We start from the raw sequence: 20,653 nt of genomic DNA on the forward strand, positions 1-20,653 counted from the left end.
TGTAAAGGACGGTAATGCCGACAGTTCGCTTGTCAGAGTTGCGGGGAATACAACCGCTATTCACCGCACAGTTGCGGAGATTAGCCAGACGGACGGTGCTACAGCTTGAATGTGATGGGCAGGTGATAGCGGGTGCTTTTCAGGCTCCCGACCTGAATCAGAGCATCTTTTTCCACAAGGTCTTGCAGGTCGCGGGTGGCGGTTGCACGGGATGTGCCGGTGAGGCTGATGTATTTCTCGGCGTTGAGTCCGCCCTTGAACCCGTCCGGTCCTTCCTGCATCATGCGCAAGATGGCTTTTTGCTGCCGGTCGTTGAGCTGGCCGCGAAGCCGGTCGAAATATTTTGTCTTGGCGATGATGAACTCAACCATTCTTTGCGCCTGAGCCTGGGCGTCGAGGACAGCTTGTGCAAAATAAACGAGCCAGTCTGTGATCTCATTGTGCTTGTTGCTGCCCTCCAGCATCGCATAGTAAACTTTACGGGCGCGGTTGATGGTCTGGGAGAGGGCAACCAGGGTAGAATGCCCCAGCCCTTCTGAAATAGCCTTTTCAGCCACGGCTCGGCCAATGCGTCCGTTGCCGTCTTCAAAGGGGTGGATGCAGACGAAATACAGATGCGCTATACCGGCGCGGGTCAGGATCGGCAGGGGGGATTTTCCGCCCGGTCCTGTCCGGTCAAACCATTCGATGAACCGCTTCATTTCGGCTGGAATGGATTTTGATGGAGGGGCTTCAAAATGAATTTTGGGTTCATGAAGCGGTCCTGATACGACCTGCATGGCGCTATCGTGGGTGCGGTAGCCGCCTACATCCTTGATGTCACGCCTGCCGTTCATGAGCATTTCATGCCAGTGGAACAAAAGCTCGTTCGACAGGGGAGTGTCAAACTGGCGGTAGAGTTCCACCATCATCTGAGCGATGCCTTGCTCGGCTGCCGGAATCTTGCGGTTGTCCGTGGTGAGACCGAAATTGCGGCGGATGGAGGATTGCAGGCTGTCCCGGTTGAGTATTTCGCCTTCGATCTCGGAAGTGTTCAGGGCTTCATCACTGATCAGTTCAACGATGAGCTGGTGGCGGTCATCGTCAGTGACATGCTTGATGGCTCCTATGAAAATGCCGGAATTGCGGAGGAATTCAGCCTCTAGGCCAGACAGTTTAGCAGTGTCATAGCGGAATTGTGGCCAGTCTTCTTGCTGCCAGTTCCAGATTGGTATATCGACCATGATGCAAAGCCCCGCTGTTTATACCTCACAATTTTGCACTATTTTGAGGAATAAATCTAGTTTTATTACACATGCTCATAAAAATCATGTTTTTACGCGTTTTCAATACAGATCGACTTGCAAACTCACCAGTTGACGCATTAACAACGCATACTGTCGTATGGATTGCGATTCCAGGCAATGTTTCTGAATGGTTGCAAAAATGGACGACGCTAAAGACTTGTTAAATAAAATGAATTGCGGTATCGCACGCAAGCTGCATGGCTTGTGATTTGCCTTGTCAGACCATAGCGCAATTTTACACCACTCACAGCCATGAAAACACTCGTTTATTTGGACCACTTAATTCAGCGTGATGGTCTTTTGTATGAACGATCTGGAAATCAAGCTGGTGACATTGGTGACTACCGTAAGACTTTGTTAATCCGTGACCTTGAGAACTCAGGACAGCGTGCCTTGTTACGTAAACCTGACTTTCAGCGAGCAACATATGCTTGGAGTCCGAAAGATTGCGTCGACCTTCTGGAAGCTGTTTTGACTGAACAAGTGGTTCCAAGTGTAATTCTCTGGCTTGACTCTTATGGTAGCCAATACGTGCTTGATGGAGGACATAGGATCTCAGTCCTCCTCGCTTGGATAAAAAACGACTGGGGTGATGGGCCAGAGGTTCGTGCATTAGGAGACGAACATTTAGAAGAAGCTGCAAAAGAGGCAGCTGACCAAGTAAGAGATCTATTGAAAGAACGGAGAATCGGCACTTTTGAGGAGCACAAACAGGCAATTAATGTTTATGAATCAATGACTGACAGTGGCCGAGACCCTAAGGTTCTTATGGCTGATAGCATGTTGATGATGGCCAACAATTATCGTCGTTGGCAATCCGTTGAAGCTGGTTTTCCGATTTTGTGGGTGCGTGGTGATTATCAAAAAGCAGAGGAGTCTTTCCTGGCTATCAATAAAAGTGGGCAACGTTTGTCTGAATGGGAGACTGCTCTAGTAGAAAACCGAACAGGTGCATTTGCGCGAGTTGTGATGTCAATCGCATTTCCTAATAGAGCGCGTCACTGTTGGCCCAGCCAGGACCTTTCAAGCACTGAAAAAGCACATCTGCAGGTAACTACAAGTAAAATCACTGAAATAAGAAAGAGACTTTTTGAATACCCTTACCTGCAGCCGATACGGGATTATAAGCAACCTCTTTTAGGGCATCCTGCGGCTCAGCCGGATAGCGGGCCTACATATGTAGCAGAAATTCTTACGGTCGTAGAAGGCCGCAGAGGATTGCCGTCCGATACACGAGATCTATTGCAGCGCGATAAAAGTAGTCAAGGTTGTGATGTCATCAAAAATGCGGAAAGATTGACCTCCGAGACTTTAGAAGGCTTGGACAATATATATGGTCCGTCGCCTCGATCGCTGAGCATCATGCCGCTCGTCTACTGTTACAACGGTGAAGGCCAATGCGTGCGTGCACTACTGTATGGGTTTCTGCACTGGATAATTAGTGGAACAGAAACTCAAATTACCAATAGAAAATTTGCGTTCACGTATTACAGAAGATCGTTTGAAGCTGTCCTTCTGACCGAAAAGCGAAATATTGTAGCACGTTTTTCGCGACGCATCGGTTCAGGCGGTGAGGTTACTTTGCAATTGGGTAGATATTTTAACGGCCTTTTGCAACTCTTAATTGCCCATGGCGGCGAATGCGTTGGCACCGATTTTTCTGCCAGCCATGCAATACTTTTAGAAAGTAGTTCACTGAAGAAGCAGTCACCTTCTTCAGTGAATTCGGATGCTGAGCCTGTAAAAATTTCCCAGAGCCGGTTCTATTCAGGAACGGTTAAGAAACGACTCCAGGTAGAGACTATTGTAAAAGGATTGTCGATGTGCGAGATCTGTGGCGGATATTTTTACCCCGGAAGTAACACGCAGATCGATCACAATAAGCGTTACCGTGATGGCGGACAAACCAGTGTTGAAAACGGTCGTTTTGTTCATCCGTTTTGCAATAACAACCGTGATCGTATCGAGAGACTTCAATCAGGCGAAGAGAAAGTAGAGTTGCCTGATTACGGACAAGTTCGAACAGAGAATTCACAGCCCCAGCTCAACTTTTTTGAGAATCTATTCTTTGATGCACCCGCACCCTGGATGGAATTGCAAGAAAGCGATGCTCCATCTGAAGTGCCTGAAGAGTAAGCTATTTTATTTCATGCGTAAAACTATCCAGACCGAGACGTTTCGCTGCTTCAATTATAGCAGTTTTACTCAAGTCAATTCCAATTAGTCTGGCTTTAGGTTTAAGCGTTCTCGCAGTTTCTAATGCGGTTCCACTACCACAAAAAGGATCGAGTATTGTCCCTTTTGGTGGCAACGTCGCCTTGATTGGAAGCATAACAAGCGAAGCCGGAAATACGGCTGCATGCTTTTTGAAGTTTGGAGGGTTCGGCATCGACCAGACAGATGAGGGTGGTTTCACCTCGCCTTTCCTAGTCTTACATGGCACAGCCACAGCCTTAAAATTGTAGTAATAATGCCTAGAGTGAACAAAATGGAAAAAATATTCATGAGCACATGCGGAGCGATCACGCACGGGGTCAGGGGTCGGCGCTGTTTTGTGCCAAACGTTGTCGTTTCTTAGTATCCAACCTTGATCTTGCATGCTCACTGCAAAGCGATGAGGCAAGAGGAGCAATTGCTTTTGCTTACACCAATCACGGGGCCCCCGTTTGTCTTGTGGACGAAGAAAACGCCGATGCTTATTTTTTGCATCACTGCTATGAGCAGCTCCGCGTCCGCTCCAATAAGTATCTCCCAGATTTACCCACAAGCTGCCTGTTGCTTTTAGAACTCGTTCAGCCGCACCAAAAATATTAACTAACCGTTCGATATAATCTAGTGGGTCTGACTCCAGGCCTATCTGCCCTGACATTCCGTAGTCGCGCTGACCGTAATATGGTGGCGAGGTAATTATGCAATCTACACTATCTTCGGGTAACGACTCGATAGCCGACAGTGCATCGCCGTAGATGAGTCTCAACGACTCGCCAGCACAAACAGGGCCAGATGGGGTGGTCGGTGCGACTTTTTTTGGTGATTTCGTTACTCTTGGCATTCTTTGCAGCAAACATACCTTCAACGCCCCTCTTTGCATCCTGAATTGAACACGCTTCATATTAAATCGCTGCACGTTCAAAATGAACGCAGTATGCTTTATTTTCCATAAAAGAAAAATACTTTGCCGTTTTCCCACCTCCACTGCTTTATAGTATTGATAATGTATTTTATCACTACTATAAAAGATTGAACCTGAGGGGATTGCATGGACACGGATTTTAAGGTTTTGACGGTCGATCCGCAAAACCGCATTTTGACGGCAGGAGAATTTCAATCGCTGGCCGATGTGCCACCAGAAGTGGAGTGGTTCGCAAATATTGAAAATTCGAATACGCGGCGGGCATACAAAAATGACGTTCAGGAGTTCATGAAGTTTGCCGGAATTCACCAGGCCGAAGAATTTCGCCTGGTGAAGCGGTCACACCTGATTGCATGGCGCAAGCAACTGGAATCAAGGTCTTTGGAGGCTTCAACCGTGCGCCGGAAACTGTCCGCTGTGGCTTCTTTGTTCGATCATTTGTGCGAGTGCAATGCCGTCCCGTTCAACCCTGCAAACGGTGTAAAACGCCCCAATAATGGAGCAAATGAAGGCAAATCTCCGGCGCTCGGGGATGCGCAAGCAAAAGCGCTTCTTGAGGCTCCTCCGACGGACACTCTCAAGGGGTTTCGTGACCGCGCAATCTTGTCGATTCTCCTTTTTCATGGGTTACGGCGTGCTGAACTGTGCTCGCTCAGGGTCGGAGACATCGAATCGAGGAGGGGAGTGATGCATTTCCGTGTTCAAGGCAAGGGCGGCAAAATCAGATTTTTGCCGGTGCATCCGCACAGCTCACAACGAATCAGCGAATATCTTGAAAGGGCAGAACATGGGGATGATCTCGGCAAGCCGCTCTTCCGTCCGGTCAAAAATTCTGCCGGAAATTTGAGCAGCGCCCTCACAGGGCATGGAGTTTATAAAGATGTGGTGCAAAAATATGCGCGTGTTCTCGGTCTTGATCCGAGATCGGTCTGCGTGCACGGCTTGAGAGCAACAGCCGCCACAAATGCGCTAGATCATGAGGCGGATATTGCCAAGGTGCAGGAGTGGCTGGGTCATGCCAGCATTGCGACCACACGTCTTTATGACCGTAGAAAAACTAAGCCGGAAGACTCGCCAACTTTCAAAGTCAGCTACTGACCTTCGTTTAAGGGCACGTATAGGAAGCAGAACCACAGGCTGGATTTGAGGTTCCTGTGCAATAGCCGCTTAGCATGCTCGCACACAATCCCCATCGAGTTGCCATTCCACACTCTATTTCTGCCGCTTCTGATTCTGATAGAGTTCGATTATAAATAGCAACCTCCCCAACAAAGCCGGTAAAAGTTTCACCCAGCATGATTCCTGACATTCTATAATCGGCGTCTGGCACATGTGACATCGCTACGCTATCAATCAATTTTTTGCCGTTTACAACGGACATTCTTTTCTTCGTGCTTTCATTAAATGAAAATGACATAATATGGTTTGTATCAGTTGGAACAGTTTGATGCCCGAAGGAGCATAACTCAGGTGCGGAGCATGTTGAGTAACAAGTTCCTGTCCCTACATCGGTGCGTAAAACTCTATTATGATTTCCTAACCCTAATTTTTGGTATGAACCAACAACCGTTGAGGTTCCGAGATCGAAATTCGCCACCGCTATTACGGTAAAGTCAGTATTCGTAGTCTTACCTTGGGCTATAAATGAGGATACGGCATCAACTGTTTCAATAGCGTTATAACTGTTGATGACCGATGTCCTTAGAACAGGGCTGCCCATTGCGGTTGCATGGTTTCCAGATGCTTTGTCGCACCATAAGTTTATTTTATCACCACCTGATGAGACTTGGGGATAATTTGCCGATATATCACCTCTTAAAGATGACCCTGCCTGTGCGTCAAACCAGTGCGTGCATCCAGACACTCCGGATGGACAAATATTGGAGGCGGCGCACGCAGTGCATTCCGCTACTTGACCTGCTGGACACACTGATTCCCCCGAGGAGCATGAAACTGCGCTGCCATCAGAGCAGGCCGGATTTAGTCCGGCTAAACATACTGGAACGCTGGTTGAGCAGTCTGGCTCATCAGGCGCCGCAATGGAGACATCCCAGCGCTTGGCCATGTCTCTAGTAATTTTTTGAATTTCCGCATCTGTAAGCGGTTTGCCATACATTGAGAATTCTGAAATATCACCTTTAAAAGGAACACCTAGAGGCTGTCCGAAAACTAAGTGGAAGGTTTTGGGTGGCTAAGTTCAAGTGAGATGACGCATGACGATCATCAGGCATCCCAGCAGGGTGAAGCCTGTAAACACTGAAAGTTGTTTATCGTAACGCACCAGCAAGCGGCGGTGATTGCCCAGCCAGGCGATGGTTCTCTCGACTTTCCACCGACGTTTGTAACGCCGCAGTGGACGACCATCCTGGGTGACGTTTTCGGGCAAGCGATTGGACCGGTGTGGTGAGATCATTTCAATGCCCAGTTCAGCCAGGGTGGCATCCAGAGCATCATCATCATAGGCCTTGTCTCCAATGAGACGCTCAGGCTGTGTTTCAGGCGCAAAGAGTTCCAACGTTCCCTGAACCATTTTGTTCTCGCCTTGACCCGCCGTGCCTATGGATACCCCCAGCGGAAGACCCTCAGCATCAACAATGAGCTGCATCTTGGTCCCCTTGCCCTTGCGCGTCAGTCCCACACCTTGTCCGCCTGCCTTGGCAGGGGCGAAGGTGGCATCTATAAAGCACTCTTCCAGATCGATGCGACCCCGCTGCACCAGCATACCCACTACCCTCGCCAGCAACTGTCTGAAGGCCTGCCTGCCCACCCAGTGCTGCAGGTAGTCATGCACCGTGGACTTGGGTGGAAAAGTCCTCGGGAGATGCTTCCACTGAATACCGGTATGCAACACGAAGAGCACGGCCTCAAAACACTCGCGCTCATCGGCTCGGGGCCGTCCATACTGGCTTTTACGCGGAACTTTCAACACAGGCTCCAACGCCTCCCATGCTTGATCAGTGATGAACATCGCCATGCAGCCACATCTATAAAATATTCTGTACTCTTCTCAACTTACTTTTCGGACAGCCTCTAGATAAGCACTGGCTGATGGGTGATAGTAAACCTCCCTAGCTTCAATCTCACTAACCATTTCACCATTTACATAAAGGGTAGCTATTTCGGCTATGGGATCGTGTTTCAATGCAAGTATATACTCGGTTCCTACAAACGCGGAATTTTGTCCAAAATATCCAGTTGTTCCGCTGTGAAAGCTATATTGCCACATCCTATACACATTGTGGTATGGGGTAAGCATATTTGCGCTATTCCACATTGAAATGATTTCTTGGTTTGAGTAGTCATAAGCGAATTTAGCGACAAAGAAAGTTGTGAATCCGTTGTCTATATCGGTCTTCGGGAGAATAAACCCACCCTTATTGGCATTTATTACGTCGGCCGTATGAACCGAATCAAATCCAGTGCTAAATCCATTAGCTTTGAATGATGGACTGCCATAGGAAATGGCGTTGTTGTTGTGGCCCGACTTATCACACCAGAATTCAATAGTATCTCCATCGCTTACAGGCATGCCGGAATAACTTTTAAGGAGAGAAGCATCATTAGCGCTATACCAGATTTGGCAATCATCCACATCACCAGGGCAGGCGGGAGTAGTCACCTCACCCACGCAATAATTAGTGCAATGATCTAACTTCATACCGTATTTTTCTGACATGTAGCATTCTAGTTGCTTGATTTGATTATCTGGCAAATTGGTTGGGTAGTAGACAAGCTCTGCAACCTCACCATTGAACCCTGCACTGTTGCCTCCTATTACAAAACTAAATGGAGAGGTGGACATTGCTGAGGTGCCATGTATTCCTTCTATATGCTGCTGTCCGTTTATTCTTATTCCAGATTTGGTTCCAACTCCGCCTGAATGTCCGGTGACGAGAACTTTTCTTCCGGGCAGACCACTTCTGTAGTTTGTCCCACAAGTCTCCGGGCAACCCCTAAACTGTGCAGATATCTGTTGGCGTCCAGCACCGTTTCTGGTATATCCGAAGTTAATATGGTTTCCATCAGTTCTGAATATGTTAGAGGTAACATTTGTGGACGGTAAGATGACGGCCATGAGTGTAAATTTATTACCCCAGGAAGCGGCGGCTGTAGATAAAGATTTCGTTCCATTGAAAAATACTGTTGGCCGTGAAACCAGATTTCCCTCATCATCAAGGAACTCAAAAGAACCCGTTTGTCGAACGGGTGCATTGCCTGCGACGGCATCGCGACCTTGCCCGCTTTTATCATACCAGGTGGTGACATTTGTTATTTCTGACTCGGTAGAATCCTCGGTGTAGTCGACTCCATCAGCATTGATGTCGGTCGCATCCAGCCAAAGAACACAGCCCGGAATTTCTAGTGGGCATGGCACTTTAGCAACAACATCATTTAGCACCATATCATCAAACGAACGTGTTGAACCGAGAACTGTGGCACCGGTGACACTCCATTTGTCGTCAATGAAGGTAATGTCATCATCACAGTTTTCAACATCATCCGTCCCTCCTGTGCAATACTTCTCCTGAATACCTACCCTGTTATATGCACCAATGCGGTTTGGCCCATGACTACCAATCACGTAATCTGGAGCCGGGTTAATCGCAGTCCCGTCAATTGTCTGCAATATAATAGGGTCTTTGGCAGACCCCGTGTGAACCCTTCCAAAGTTGATGGCGTAGATAATCCTGCTTCCCCATTCATCATACATGTAAGAATCTGATAGATCCAAAGCGCGGGTTGGAATCGTTCCAATAAGAGCGAGATTTGAATCGCTGGAAGGGCAAGAAAGCCCTGCTGGGCATGTGACCGTCGCGTTTGGGCAGTTCTCAGCTTCTGCTCCATACCAATCACTGGCGGCAGGTGCTATGCGCGATGCAGGGCATGGATATTTGCCTCCACTTGTAATCTTGTATGCTTTAAGCGCATCATCTATCACTCGCAGCTTTGCTTTGGTGCTGTCTACTTTGTCCAGGGTTCGCCCTGCCTTGGTGGGGTTGTAGGCGGAGAACAGAAGACCTGCGATGACAAGCATCACCGAGATGACGATGAGGGCAAAGCCATGACGCGAGGATGGGGTGGTTTTGCTTCGATCTGCTGACAACCGGTTGCTCCGTCATTTGTGTTGGATTTCAATTTAGTGATTTTGGCGGAATAATGAATGACTTTCGCAATCCCTTGAACAATCTAGCGATTTTTGCCGTTCGATGTCGTATTCCCGCAACGCAAGGAGGGGTATACCTCCAAAGTTTAAGATTTTCTGCCATTGAGGCGGGGTTGTTTTCAGGTATTTTCAGCGCATGACATCTGAATCAGCATCCAAACGAGTGGCATATTCACCGGGGGAGTTTGCTGAGTTGTTTGGGAAGTCGCAGACTTGGGGTTATCGCCAGATTTACGGTGGGAAAGTGACTGCCATCACCGAGCATGGGCGTATTTTGATTCCAGCAAAAGAGGTCGAGCGAGTCCTTGAAAGTGCCGGAATATACAACGGGAAGGAGAAACCGAAGCTGTCGAAACAAGGGGTGAAGAAGCTGACGCCGGAACAATTGGGAAAATGGGAGCAATTCGTCAAATCACGACGCCAGAAGACAACGAGTGTTGTTAAGGACAAGGGGAAGCAGCGGGACGTGAAGACTTCCAAGACTGGAACCCGCAAGTCCATATTGAACCGGGTTGCCAAGTCCTGGAGGGGAAAATCAAAAAGCGTTTAGGCGGCAACAGCGGGGGAGAAGGAGACTTTTTGCGCCTGCGCCCTTGAATGCTCCCGACGAAGGTGCCCATAGGTTTTCATGGCAAGTGCGCCTCCGTCTTTATGTCCCAGCCAACGTGAAACCGTCGGGATGTCTACGCCACTTTCAATACATACCGTGGCAAAGAAGTGCCGCAGATCGTGGTGGGTGATTCGAGCCATGCCAATTTTCTTGGCTGCACGATCCATGGCTTTCTGACACTCGCGCACGCGGAAAACAGGGGTGGATTTTGGCTCGCTATCCCTTGTTGCGAGCATGCGATCTAGGAGGGTGCGGGCGTTTGGGATCATTGGAATTCGGCGGATTTCTCCATTTTTCGTCGCGTCTTCCGGGTCGCCTTTGATCAAAATCTCGTCGGTAGTGAAATTGAGATCAGCCCTTTCAATTCTGCCCGCTTCTGAAAGGCGGCAACCGGTGAATGCCAGCCCTTCTGCGAAGTCAGCACAGTTGACGGAATCGCGCCCCCCTGCTCTCCTCATTACGCTGATGAACTCGGAAAACTGAGCAAGGCTTGGAAGTTCCAAAATTTTAGGTTTGACCGGTTTACGTTCAAGGCCTGTTGCCACATTCGAGAAGACAACACCGTTTTCGATTGCCACGTCGATGACATGCCGAAGCAGCGCCAGGGTGTTGTTGTATCGTGTGGGACTGCAATCCCTTGCAAAACGTGCAGCCCAATCCCGGCAAGCTTTGGTAGTGATTTTGCGCACCTCCATACTCGCCAGTTCCGGCCAGCTCTTGAGTAGTGCCGCAAGAATCTCCTTCCAGTAATCACGGGTGCGAGGTTTGATGGTGACTTTTTCGTCGAGGTGTTGAGTGTGCAGTTCTGCTGCCTGACCGAAAGTCATTTTCGCACTTGAGGAACTCTGGTCGCGGCTCTTCCGCTGACGGTGTTCCTTTTGGGCTTCAGCGAGCCTCGACTCGGCTACTGAGAAATGCTTTGTTTTGAGTGATTTCCAAACCTCTTTGCCATTCAGGAATAATCTGACATAGTATCCGCCGGATTTATGTCTCAACAGGTTTTGCAACCTCGTCTTCTCCCACGTTTTCACGGTGGCTTCAGTCTTCATGACTCAACCGTAGAACAAAACCGTGAAAAAGCAAGTTGCAAAGCTTACCGAACGAGCTTAAACACCAGGGAGATCAATGAAAAGCGCTAGTAGCTCAGTGGATAGAGCAGCGGATTTCTAATCCGCTGGTCGCAGGTTCGATCCCTGCCTGGCGCACCACTCATAATATGCTGAAAATCAGCATGTTAGATGCGGAACGGGGGCCAGATTGAGCTGATAACCAAACAGGCCAAAATGGACAAAAGTGGCCACTTTTTGCCAATTCTGTGCAGAAAACGGTCTATGGAAATCGAATGATGGGTGGAGGAGATTGCTCGGGTAGATGGGAGACAAAAGGAAAGTCGGAATAATGACATTCCAGTGTTCATCGATCGAAATCTTATATGCAATAGGATTGACAAAATAATGGTTTGTTCCCATTAATTGCAAACCTAATACGTCGCCAATGAGAACTCTCTCCCCTACAAGCATCCGAGACGATTTCCTTGCTGCTCTGGTAGATGTTGAGACGACCTTTCAAGCGGCAGAATCTGCGGGTATTAACGCTGCAGGGATGAAGCTCATTACAGAGTTCTCGTTTTTGTCTGCGGCTATCCTTTTTGAGGGCTACATAAGCGATTTATTTGTTGCCTACATCAACCGCGATAGTTCAGTGTTCTCTGCGCATCTAGTCGGCAAAATGGTGATCGAAACTATTGACCCTCATGCGAAGCGCGCTAAGAGCCTCGCTACTATCTCCATCCACCAGCGCCTGACCGCTGCTGATATTCGGTCAGTTTTGGATTCCCGCGATTACAACATTACCTTTCCCACGGTAGCGGAGATGAAAACTGGAGCGGGTCAGTGGCTCGCCCCTTCCTTTAAAGCCTATTTTGTCAACCTTACCGCGTCACATGCAGCTATCCTTTCCGCAACGAAGACGATGCGTAACTTTCTAGCTCATCGAAGCGGCGCTTCAAAGAACGAAATGCAAACGGCACTTGCAGCTTCTGATTTGCCGGCTTCTTTACGACGCGGACAACATACGATTCGTGATGTCGGTTCCTTCCTGCGTTCACGTCCCACGCCACAAGAGTCGCTGCGCTTCAATCAGTATTTGCAAGCATTAAATCAAATAGGAAATGCTCTCTGCCCATAGCAATCAAATTAAACGAAAGTTAAAGGTGCTTTGCTATTACTCCTATGCCAATGGCGACTGTTAGCTGGTCTAAATTTTTTATTTAAGTTATGCCGATGAATTTATTGTTCAGGCAGAAACGCTTCAGCATAAAAGTTACGAACCATAATCCTCAAGAACCACTAACAACTTAATTATGATTGACCACCTTGAACAGGTCTATTGGGAGGATGTGTTGCAACCCAGAGGGGAAGTGTATGAAAATTGCAGCTTTAGCTTTCTTCCTGCCAAGACTCCCACGGGGGCACTTGTTATTGAAGAATATTGGTTGAAAAACCAAGAAATTTTACAACGAGTCAACGTTCTTATCGAGTTCGATAAAATCGGCGTGAAATATATAAAAAATCACCCAATATGGTCTATTACATCCAAGCCATTAATGCTTCAGTTTATCTATGCTGCCTTCTGGCGTCTGAAGACCATCGACGCAGGATTCGGACAGGCAAAATTTCGCGATCTAAATATTCAAGATAGATCGAGCGGAATAACCGCTCACTTACTGATCACTAGCCAGGTATTCTTTGATACAGGAACACCAGTAATTCTATTGGCCAACTATGCTAACGTTCATCTTGTTGATCAGCTTGATGCAACGATTAAGGATGGTGATTTGGTCACACCCCTCAATAACTATAATAGTAAAATTAAGTGGCTCCGAAGCATTTCACTTGCCAATCCTCCTTGCATTTCAGACAACTTTGGAAGTGGAGCTTCTAAGACGGCACCAGAACCTACCTCTCTATATATTGACGAAACAGGTGATTTAGGCTTCCGCAAACCGGGACACTTCTACGCCATAGCTGGACTTGCTATACCTGACCAATATTTGCGCCAAGTCAGAGAACAGCTTAAGAATATTATCAATGACCATTGGCAAGGGCCTACAAAACCGCGTGAATTGCATTTTTCGAAGATCAATGAATCAAAACGAATTGCTGTGATCGCAGCTATTGGAGTAATTTTCGAAAAATTTGTTTCTTATGGAAATTGCTTCGTCACAATGAACTTCTCATTTTTGTTCAACTTAGTCAGGGCAGAAATTGAGTATTTTAGGGATGAGGAGCGGCCCTCACGAACCGTTATTGCGGACCTTCTTGCATCATCTGATGGCCATGTTCCCAATCGGTTGCTGATGCTTGCGACTGAAGATCTCATCAGCACTACAATTATCGAAGGAATGCTTGATGTTCCCTTCGTTTCAGTTTATCACGATAGAAAGCGAAGCGAATGGATGAATGGTGCAATTACCGATGGTTTTAACGCGGCTATGGAAAACCTAAAGAAATTTGCTTTGAGCAACGAACATGTGGATGCGATCCCAAACGCAAGTTTTCATATAATTGATTCCGAAGCCGACCCGTGTCTTTGGCTGTGTGATTGGTTATGTTGGGAGCTCGGTGGCTGGATACGTAACGAAAGAAAACTAAGCGCGGAATTTTTAAAAGCTCTACAAAAATTAAATTTCTTTACATTCAATGAAGCTGGGGAGAGGGTTCAATTTGAGCATCCCGGTGGTAAGGAGATACGACGTTATCCTGATCGGGCGAGAGAGATTACACCTCTTAAAGGGCATGGATCTCGTGCCAATACTATGTCGTAGACAATGGTAATCCGTTGATGGGGGCTGCACCCCTTAGATGTAGTTTGTAAGTTAGCGAATTGCTAGCTTTTATCAGAAGAGAATGTCAAGAAAGATGCAAAAAAACCGTCACAGCCTACCGGTAAACAGTCTGATCAACTGTGACGGCACCGAAAACCTCCATAGGACAAGGGGAAATCTATTCGTGGGCCTCCTCGAATGTCTCCAGCTTCTTCTGAGCGGGAGCGACCTTGCTTTCGAGATGGCGTTGGACTCGTGGGAACTCTTCAATCGCGGCCCTCAAGGAGACCAACCGTTTGTATTGTATTCAGGGACCAGAGTGTTTGACCGGGCAAACCCGGCACTGCGTGCCGGGCTGTTATGAATCGTCCCGTTGGGACGGAGAATTCTTGCATGCTGCGAGAGGAGAACGCTCGACCCGGATTTGCTTTTCGGGCCTGTTCTGACGGGCCGGCAGTGCGGTCCGAAGTGAAATGATGGCATGCGCGGGAGGTTGCCATGAGGGGTTGGATAAGAAAGAACTTGGAATTCACTGAGGTTCAGTGCTTGGTGAGGTCGACATGAGCATGGCGGATGACGAAGATTTTATGAGGCTGGCGCTGGAACAGGCGCGGTTGGGGATGGGGCTGACTTCGCCGAATCCGGCGGTGGGGGCGGTGTTGGTGAATGGAGAGGGACGGGTGATCGGAAAAGGGTGGCATCGCAAGGCGGGGCTGGCGCATGCGGAGGTGGAGGCGTTGCGGGATGCGGAGGCGAATGGCGAGGCGGTAGAGGGGGCGACGGCTTATGTGACGTTGGAGCCGTGTTCAACACATGGTCGCACGGGGGCTTGCACGGATGCGTTGCGCAATGCGGGGGTGACTCGGGTGGTGTATGGGGCGAGAGATCCGAATCCGGCACATGCAGGAATGGCGGATGAGGTTTTGCGAGGGGCGGGGATGGAGGTGATTTCCGGGGTTTTGAAGGAAGAGTGCGATGAGGTAATCCGGCCGTTTGCGAAGTGGATCACGACGGGCTTGCCTTATGTGATGGCGAAGTGCGGCCAGAGTTTGGATGGTCGGATCACGCGACCAGAGGGGGAGTCGCAATGGATCACCAGTGAGCTTTCACGGTCACATGCGATGGGGCTGCGGGTGAGGTGCGATGCGATCTTGGTGGGCGGGGAGACGTTGCGTCGGGATGATCCAAGGTTGACGTTGCGGGGAGAAGCGGTGCCGGAGGGGAAGGTGCAGCCGTGGCGGGTGGTGGTGACGCGGAGTGGGGATTTGCCGCACGGGGCGAAGGTGTTTACGGATGAATGGCGGGAGCGGACGATGGTGTTGAAAGGGGAGTTTTCGTTTGGAGGGATTTTGCAGGAACTGGCGACGCGTGGGGTGATGAGTGTGTTGCTGGAGTGTGGGGGAAATTTGATGGGACAGGCGTTTGCGGAACGGGTGGTGGATGAGGTGTGTTGGTATGTGGCACCGAGATTTTGTGGGGAGACATCATCTTCGGTGGGTGGGGTGTTGCCGGGCTCAGTGAGATTGGAGAGGGTGAGGCATCTGAGTCTGGGGGAGGATGTGCTGGTGAGCGGGGTGCCGGTTTGGGAATGAGGATTAACCACGAATGGACACGAATTTACATGAATGGGATGAGGATTTTTATCTGAGTCTATCTGTGTTCATCTGTGGTTTTTGGATGGGAGTGAGGAATGATTTTAACCACAGATGGACACAGATGGACACGGATGGACACGGATGGAATTTTTTGAATGATGAAAAGGGCTTTTTCTTTGATCGGGATGGAGTGGTGAATGTTTCGCCGGGGGCGGGGTTCCGGTTTGGGAATGAGGGGTTGATTTGGCGACTGCCGGGGAGTATTTTGATGACGGTATGAATGCGGAGACGATATTGCAGGAAGCGCTCAAGCTGCCTCAGGAGCAGCGGGAAAAGTTGCGTGATCGTCTGGATCAAAGCTTGATGTCGGAGGATCAGGAGGGTGATGAGCAGGCGGAGATTATAACACAGCGATTAACGGCTCATCAGGAACGTCCTGAAGAAGTGATCAGCAGGGAAGAGTTGGAAGCGAAGTGGCTGGTGAGATGGAGCGCGGGCGCATGAATTGGCGATTGGATGTCAGGATTGAAGCGTCGCTGGATTTTGACCGGGCGATTGAATGGTATGCGGACCATGGTTCTTCAGAATTGGCGCATCGGTTTATCGCCGACGTGAAGCTGGCATTTGATGAAATTCAAAACTCGCCGGAGCGGTTTCATTTTAGTCGATGGGGGACGCGAAGGTTCAAACTGAAGAAGTTTCCCTATGACATCCACTATCTTGTGGAGAAGGATCGAGTGGTGGTGATGGCGGTGTTTCATCAACGGCGTGATGATCGGCAACTTGGCGAGCGTTTGTAGAGATGATGAAAAGGGCATTTTTCTTTGATCGGGATGGAGTGGTGAATGTTTCGCCGGGGGCGGGGTATGTGCTGCGGAAGGAGGATTTCTTTTTTAATGATGGCGTGGTGGAATTGCTGGCCTGGTTGAAGGAAGAAGGGTTCATTTTGGTGGTGGTGACGAGTCAGCAGGGAGTGGGGAAAGGGTTGATGTCGATGGAGGATTTGAACGGGATTCATGCGTTCATGCAGGAGGAGTTGGCGAAAAAGGGGGCGGCGTTTGATGCGATTTATTCATGCACTTGTTTGGGGAGTGATCCGGGCTGCACTTGCAGGAAACCGAGTGCAGAGATGGTGTTGAAGGCGGCGGAGGAGCTTGATTTGGATTTGTCGGGATCGTGGTTGATCGGGGATCATGACCGGGACATTCAGATGGCGCTGAATGCGGGGGTGCCGAAGACGATTCGGGTGTTGGGGGATCAGCATGCGCCCTTGGTGGAGGCGACGCATGTGGTGAACGCGGTGGCGGAGGTGCTGCCGTGGTTGCAGGCGCGAGGGGTGTGATGGACTGACTGGGCTGGGGTGATGCGATGCGATGTGAAGTGAATCTTCGCCGTCCCTACGGATTTGGTCCCTGTAGACCCGGTTGCTGCTGCCTTGATTTGAGCCACTCGATGACGGGGGAGGGATTGGTGATGGGCGGACTGGGAATGGTGCCGGTCATGCGCAGAATGCCGTAGACGAAAAAGGCGATGACAAAAAGGGTGGGCAGCAGGGTGCGGCGCTCGATGATTTCGATTTTTTGAACGAGCATGGAGCGCCAGGGGGCGGGGGCGATGGCGCTCAAGGTGAGCAGCAGACCGAGGATGAAGAAACCGGGTGAGAAGGGGTGATAGTGGATGGCCAGGGGGAGGTCGCCGCGCAAGAGGGCGGCAGTGGCGCGGGTGATGCCACAACCGGCGCAGGGCAGGCCGGTGACGGTGGAGAAGGGGCAGGGGAGAAGGTTGAGTCCGCAGAGATGGGCGAGGCCGAGGACGGCAGCGGTGATGACGAGTCCACGGCAGAGGGTGACGTGGGCCAACAGCGGGGCAAGCCAGGGGCGAAGGAGGTTCCTGATCATGCGGGTGTCCTAGGGGTTGGCCGACGAAACGTGGGCAGTCCATGGAGGTCCGACGTGCCGTCGGACGCTAGACGAACAGTTTTGGTCAATTTCTGGTCTGACGTTCACTCGAAGGAGGATTGGAGGAGAGGCTGCGGGCAGACATCCGGGTTCTCGGCAAGATGCCGAGAACGACACGCAAGATGCGTGTGCTCCCCTAGAAATGCCAGCCGACGCTGAACATGGGGCCGAGGGCGTCGATGCCGGGGTTGATGTCGTCCTGGTCCATGTTGGAGATGTGCTGGAAATACAGTCCAAGGGAAACGCTGACGCGTTCGGCGGGCATGACACGGACGCCGGAGTAGACGAGCCAGGTGTAGTTGAGGTCCTGGCCCTGGCCGCCTTCGACTTCGTAACCTTTGCTGTCCATGAGTCCGAGTCCGCCGCCGGCGGTGAAGAACATGGAGAAATTGCGGGCGGGGTTCCACCATTCCAAAAGGCCGGCTCCGGTGAAGCCGATGAAGTAGTTTTCGGGTCCTTCGACGATGGGTTCGACGGCGATGGTGAGTCGGTTTCGCAGGGCAAGGGTGCCGCCGAGGAACTCGCCTTTGAAAACGTAGGGGCTCTTGAAGGTGAGCAACTGAGGGAGGAGGACGTAGTCGAGAGGGGTGGCATTGCTGCCGAAGCTCCACAATGCGCCGGTTTCATAGGCAAACTCCCAGTGGTCGAGGGGATCGTAAGCGGGAGCAGGGGGGGCGCTGGTTTCTCCGGCGGTTGCGAGTGAACTGGTGGATGAAAGAAGGACTGCTGCTAGAAGGGAACGCCACATGGGGCGAGGATAGGTGAATTGGGGAAAGTGAAAAGTGAAATGTGGTTGGGGAGGTGGGGGCGAAATGAAAATAAAAGACCCGCAGGAGTCGGGCTCCGGCGGGTTGGTGGCGTGGAGTCGGTCGGAACAGGCAAAATGCCTGTCTCACCCACAGGCAGAATGCCTGTGTCACGACGGGTCACTTGGGAAGGAACTGGACGGCGTCGGCGATGACGTAGCCGTCGGCGTCTTCGTTGCTGATGGTGACGACGCCGGCGATGCTTTTGTCGAACTGGTAGGTGCCGAGGCTGAGGAACAGGTCGTCGATGGGAGGCAACTCCCTTTGATTCACGCGAATGGTTTCCTCGCCGCCTTGGTGACGGATGACCACCTTGGCGTTGCTGGCGCGGTTGGGGTTGTGAGGAATGGCGAGGCGCACTTCGTATTTGCCGGATTTGGGGAGGGCGGCGTCGAAGCGGGCCTTGCTGAGTTCGGTGCCGCGAACGTTGTTGTCGTGACGATAGCCGGTGCCAACGTAGTTTTTGCCTGCGCCGCTGGTTTCCCAACTGCCGGTGAGCTGGGCTTTGGTGTCATCGACCACGATGCCGGGCAGGTTGGTGTTTTTGCCGGTTTTGAGAAGGTGGGGGGCTTCGAGGATCTGGCCGTCTTTGAGCAATTGTTCGCGGAGTTGTTCGTAGGGCACGTCCTGCACGGGAAGGTTGCCATCGATGGCCATGACGGCGGCGGTGGCGGCCGATTGGGCAAGGATCATGAACACCGGTTCCATGCGGATGGAGCCAAAGGCGATGTGGCTGCTGGAGACACAGACAGGGACAAACAGGTTGTCGGCCTGACCCTTTTTGGGGACGAGGGAACCGTAGGCAATTTCGTAGGGTCCGTTGGTGGAGACGCCGATGTCGCCTTCGTTCTGCACGTAACCTTCCGGCGTGATGTAACGCTGGATGTTGTGGGAGTCGATGGTGTAGGAACCCATGCCAACGGAGTCGGGGGTGGGTTTGAGTTTGCGCAGTTCGTTTTCGGTCATGACGAAATCTCCCACCAAACGGCGGGCTTCGCGGATGTAGAGCTGCGGGGACCAGTTGCCGTTGTCGGCGTATTCATCTTTGGGAAGGCCCCAGGTTTTCATTTCTTTTTGGACATCCGCAGGAATGCGTGGGTCGGTGGAGATGAAGTAGAGGAGGCCTTGCTGGTAGGTGATGTGTTCCTGGATGATCTCTTTGCGGCGCTCGTAGCTGGCGTCGGGGTAGTCATGGTTGTAACCGATGTTGTCGAAGCTGAAGGGGCCGTGGTTGTTGGTGTCGGTCTTGAGGTTGGGGATGGGATCGAATTTATCGAAGGTCTCGGTCCAGCCGGCATTGTAGATACGGATCAGCAATTCGTATTGTTTGGGATCGTAGCCATCGGGCTTGGGGAAGGGGACGCGGTTTTCTGGATGGTTGGTGAGGCACATGCGGAAGCAGTAGGCCTGCACGCCTTTGTCGCCTTCACCTTTTTTGCCGGGATCGTTGGGATTGATGCGGGGAAGGACGCCGCTGGAGGGATCGCCGGGGACGACGTAGGGATCGACCTTGTCCTTGAGCACACCGAAGTGGTGACGGTGATGAAGCACGCCGACCTGGACGCCGTTGTGTTCTTCGCCGTAGACGCTGTTGGCTTCGCGTCCGACGTGGTAGTCGACCTTGGCGGCGGCCATGAGGTCGCCTTCATAGGTGGCGTCAATGAACATCTTGCCGGTGTAGGTTTTGCCGCTGAGCATGGTGATCTGGGTGATGCGGCCAGCTTCTTTTTTGACGCCTTTTTCGCGGTCGAGCCACTCGTCGCGATGCACGGGGATGTCGAACTCCTTGATGTAATCTTCGAAGACCAGTTCAGCGACGTGGGGTTCAAAGATCCACATGGTGCGGTTCTCGCCGTCCATGGCGGGAGTGCCCTGGCCTTTGTTGCCGTAGTCCTCGCGCTTCTGCCACTTCCAGGCTTCGGGCTTCTGGTAGTGCATGTAGATGCGGTGGTAGAAGTCGCGGGAAAGGCCGCCGATGACGGCTTTGTTGCCAGTGTCAGTGAAGCCGAGGCCACCGGAGGACAGTCCACCAAGGTGTTTGTCGGGTCCGACGATGATGGCGGTTTTGCCCATCTTTTTGGCCTGGACGGCGGCGATGACGCCAGCGCAGGTGCCACCGTAGATGACGAGGTCGTAGTTGTGGTCTTCGGCAGCATTTAACTGAAGGCTGCTGGTGAGCAGGCTGAGGCCGAGAAGCGAGCCGATGAGGCGTCGAGGTCGAGGTGGCGCGAATTTCATGGATGAAACCTACGGGATCGACACGGGGGATGTAACG

18 protein-coding genes and 1 tRNA gene are annotated in these 20,653 nt (G+C 51.0%); 10 read left to right on the plus strand and 9 right to left on the minus strand.

Going from position 1 to position 20,653, the window contains the following annotated elements:
- Positions 1–98: 98 nt before the first annotated feature.
- A complete protein-coding gene (locus FEM03_RS08135) occupies positions 99–1,223 on the minus strand; it encodes a Fic family protein (protein WP_206170922.1) in 1,125 nt (374 codons plus the stop codon).
- Positions 1,224–1,538: 315 nt separating this feature from the next.
- Here FEM03_RS08135 and FEM03_RS08140 point away from each other — a divergent pair, with 315 nt between their 5' ends.
- The gene (locus FEM03_RS08140; RefSeq protein WP_138085701.1) at positions 1,539–3,422 is read left to right on the plus strand and encodes a GmrSD restriction endonuclease domain-containing protein; all 1,884 of its coding nucleotides are present in this window, start codon (positions 1,539–1,541) and stop codon (positions 3,420–3,422) included.
- A 1-nt stretch (position 3,423) separates the two neighbouring features.
- Here FEM03_RS08140 and FEM03_RS08145 read toward each other — a convergent pair whose 3' ends face one another.
- Positions 3,424–4,584, minus strand: coding sequence for a DNA-methyltransferase (locus FEM03_RS08145; RefSeq protein ID WP_138085702.1), 1,161 nt, complete (start codon positions 4,582–4,584; stop codon positions 3,424–3,426).
- On the opposite strand from FEM03_RS08145, the gene FEM03_RS08150 reads away from it, so the two are divergent.
- A complete protein-coding gene (locus FEM03_RS08150; RefSeq protein WP_138085703.1) occupies positions 4,546–5,517 on the plus strand; it encodes a tyrosine-type recombinase/integrase in 972 nt (323 codons plus the stop codon). The two genes, FEM03_RS08145 and FEM03_RS08150, sit on opposite strands and share 39 nt — an antisense overlap.
- Before the next feature lie 7 nt (positions 5,518–5,524).
- Here FEM03_RS08150 and FEM03_RS08155 read toward each other — a convergent pair whose 3' ends face one another.
- From FEM03_RS08155 to FEM03_RS08165, 3 genes are all read right to left on the minus strand, one after another.
- Positions 5,525–6,535: a hypothetical protein gene (locus tag FEM03_RS08155; RefSeq protein WP_138085704.1), complete on the minus strand. Its 1,011-nt coding sequence runs from the start codon at positions 6,533–6,535 to the stop codon at positions 5,525–5,527.
- Positions 6,536–6,616: 81 nt separating this feature from the next.
- A complete protein-coding gene (locus FEM03_RS08160; RefSeq protein ID WP_138085705.1) occupies positions 6,617–7,393 on the minus strand; it encodes an IS5 family transposase in 777 nt (258 codons plus the stop codon).
- A gap of 33 nt (positions 7,394–7,426) precedes the next feature.
- Positions 7,427–9,523, minus strand: a complete 2,097-nt coding sequence (locus FEM03_RS08165; RefSeq protein WP_206170923.1) for a type II secretion system protein — start codon at positions 9,521–9,523, stop codon at positions 7,427–7,429.
- Positions 9,524–9,719: 196 nt separating this feature from the next.
- Between FEM03_RS08165 and FEM03_RS08170 the strand changes: the two genes are divergently transcribed.
- A complete protein-coding gene (locus FEM03_RS08170) occupies positions 9,720–10,133 on the plus strand; it encodes a hypothetical protein (RefSeq protein ID WP_138085707.1) in 414 nt (137 codons plus the stop codon).
- Here FEM03_RS08170 and FEM03_RS08175 read toward each other — a convergent pair.
- Positions 10,130–11,242: a tyrosine-type recombinase/integrase gene (locus FEM03_RS08175; protein ID WP_138085708.1), complete on the minus strand. Its 1,113-nt coding sequence runs from the start codon at positions 11,240–11,242 to the stop codon at positions 10,130–10,132. The genes FEM03_RS08170 and FEM03_RS08175 overlap by 4 nt on opposite strands.
- A gap of 83 nt (positions 11,243–11,325) precedes the next feature.
- On the opposite strand from FEM03_RS08175, the gene FEM03_RS08180 reads away from it, so the two are divergent.
- From FEM03_RS08180 to FEM03_RS08210, 7 genes are all read left to right on the plus strand, one after another.
- Positions 11,326–11,401, plus strand: a tRNA-Arg gene (locus FEM03_RS08180).
- Between the two features lie 286 nt (positions 11,402–11,687).
- Complete coding sequence (locus FEM03_RS08185) at positions 11,688–12,380, plus strand: hypothetical protein (protein WP_138085709.1); 693 nt, start codon at positions 11,688–11,690, stop codon at positions 12,378–12,380.
- A gap of 175 nt (positions 12,381–12,555) precedes the next feature.
- Positions 12,556–14,019 carry a DUF3800 domain-containing protein gene (locus FEM03_RS08190; protein WP_138085710.1) on the plus strand — a complete coding sequence of 488 codons (1,464 nt, stop codon included), beginning with the start codon at positions 12,556–12,558 and terminating at the stop codon, positions 14,017–14,019.
- A 560-nt stretch (positions 14,020–14,579) separates the two neighbouring features.
- A complete protein-coding gene (gene ribD / locus FEM03_RS08195) occupies positions 14,580–15,611 on the plus strand; it encodes a bifunctional diaminohydroxyphosphoribosylaminopyrimidine deaminase/5-amino-6-(5-phosphoribosylamino)uracil reductase RibD (protein ID WP_138085711.1) in 1,032 nt (343 codons plus the stop codon).
- 246 nt (positions 15,612–15,857) lie between these two features.
- On the plus strand, positions 15,858–16,118 hold the full coding sequence (locus FEM03_RS08200; RefSeq protein ID WP_206170924.1) for a hypothetical protein: 261 nt from the start codon (positions 15,858–15,860) through the stop codon (positions 16,116–16,118).
- Positions 16,115–16,414, plus strand: coding sequence for a type II toxin-antitoxin system RelE/ParE family toxin (locus FEM03_RS08205; protein WP_166442722.1), 300 nt, complete (start codon positions 16,115–16,117; stop codon positions 16,412–16,414). The genes FEM03_RS08200 and FEM03_RS08205 overlap by 4 nt, the downstream gene beginning before the upstream one ends.
- Before the next feature lie 5 nt (positions 16,415–16,419).
- The gene (locus FEM03_RS08210) at positions 16,420–16,956 is read left to right on the plus strand and encodes a D-glycero-alpha-D-manno-heptose-1,7-bisphosphate 7-phosphatase (RefSeq protein ID WP_206170925.1); all 537 of its coding nucleotides are present in this window, start codon (positions 16,420–16,422) and stop codon (positions 16,954–16,956) included.
- Positions 16,957–17,011: 55 nt separating this feature from the next.
- Here FEM03_RS08210 and FEM03_RS08215 read toward each other — a convergent pair whose 3' ends face one another.
- From FEM03_RS08215 to FEM03_RS08225, 3 genes are all read right to left on the minus strand, one after another.
- On the minus strand, positions 17,012–17,512 hold the full coding sequence (locus FEM03_RS08215; RefSeq protein WP_138085715.1) for a DUF2752 domain-containing protein: 501 nt from the start codon (positions 17,510–17,512) through the stop codon (positions 17,012–17,014).
- 196 nt (positions 17,513–17,708) lie between these two features.
- Positions 17,709–18,320 (minus strand): acyloxyacyl hydrolase, encoded by a 612-nt coding sequence (locus FEM03_RS08220; RefSeq protein ID WP_138085716.1) that lies wholly within the window; start codon positions 18,318–18,320, stop codon positions 17,709–17,711.
- Positions 18,321–18,498: 178 nt separating this feature from the next.
- Positions 18,499–20,616 (minus strand): FAD-dependent oxidoreductase, encoded by a 2,118-nt coding sequence (locus FEM03_RS08225; protein ID WP_138085717.1) that lies wholly within the window; start codon positions 20,614–20,616, stop codon positions 18,499–18,501.
- Positions 20,617–20,653 lie beyond the last annotated feature (37 nt).

Source organism: Phragmitibacter flavus (assembly GCF_005780165.1).
Taxonomy (GTDB): Bacteria; Verrucomicrobiota; Verrucomicrobiia; order Verrucomicrobiales; family Verrucomicrobiaceae; genus Phragmitibacter; species Phragmitibacter flavus.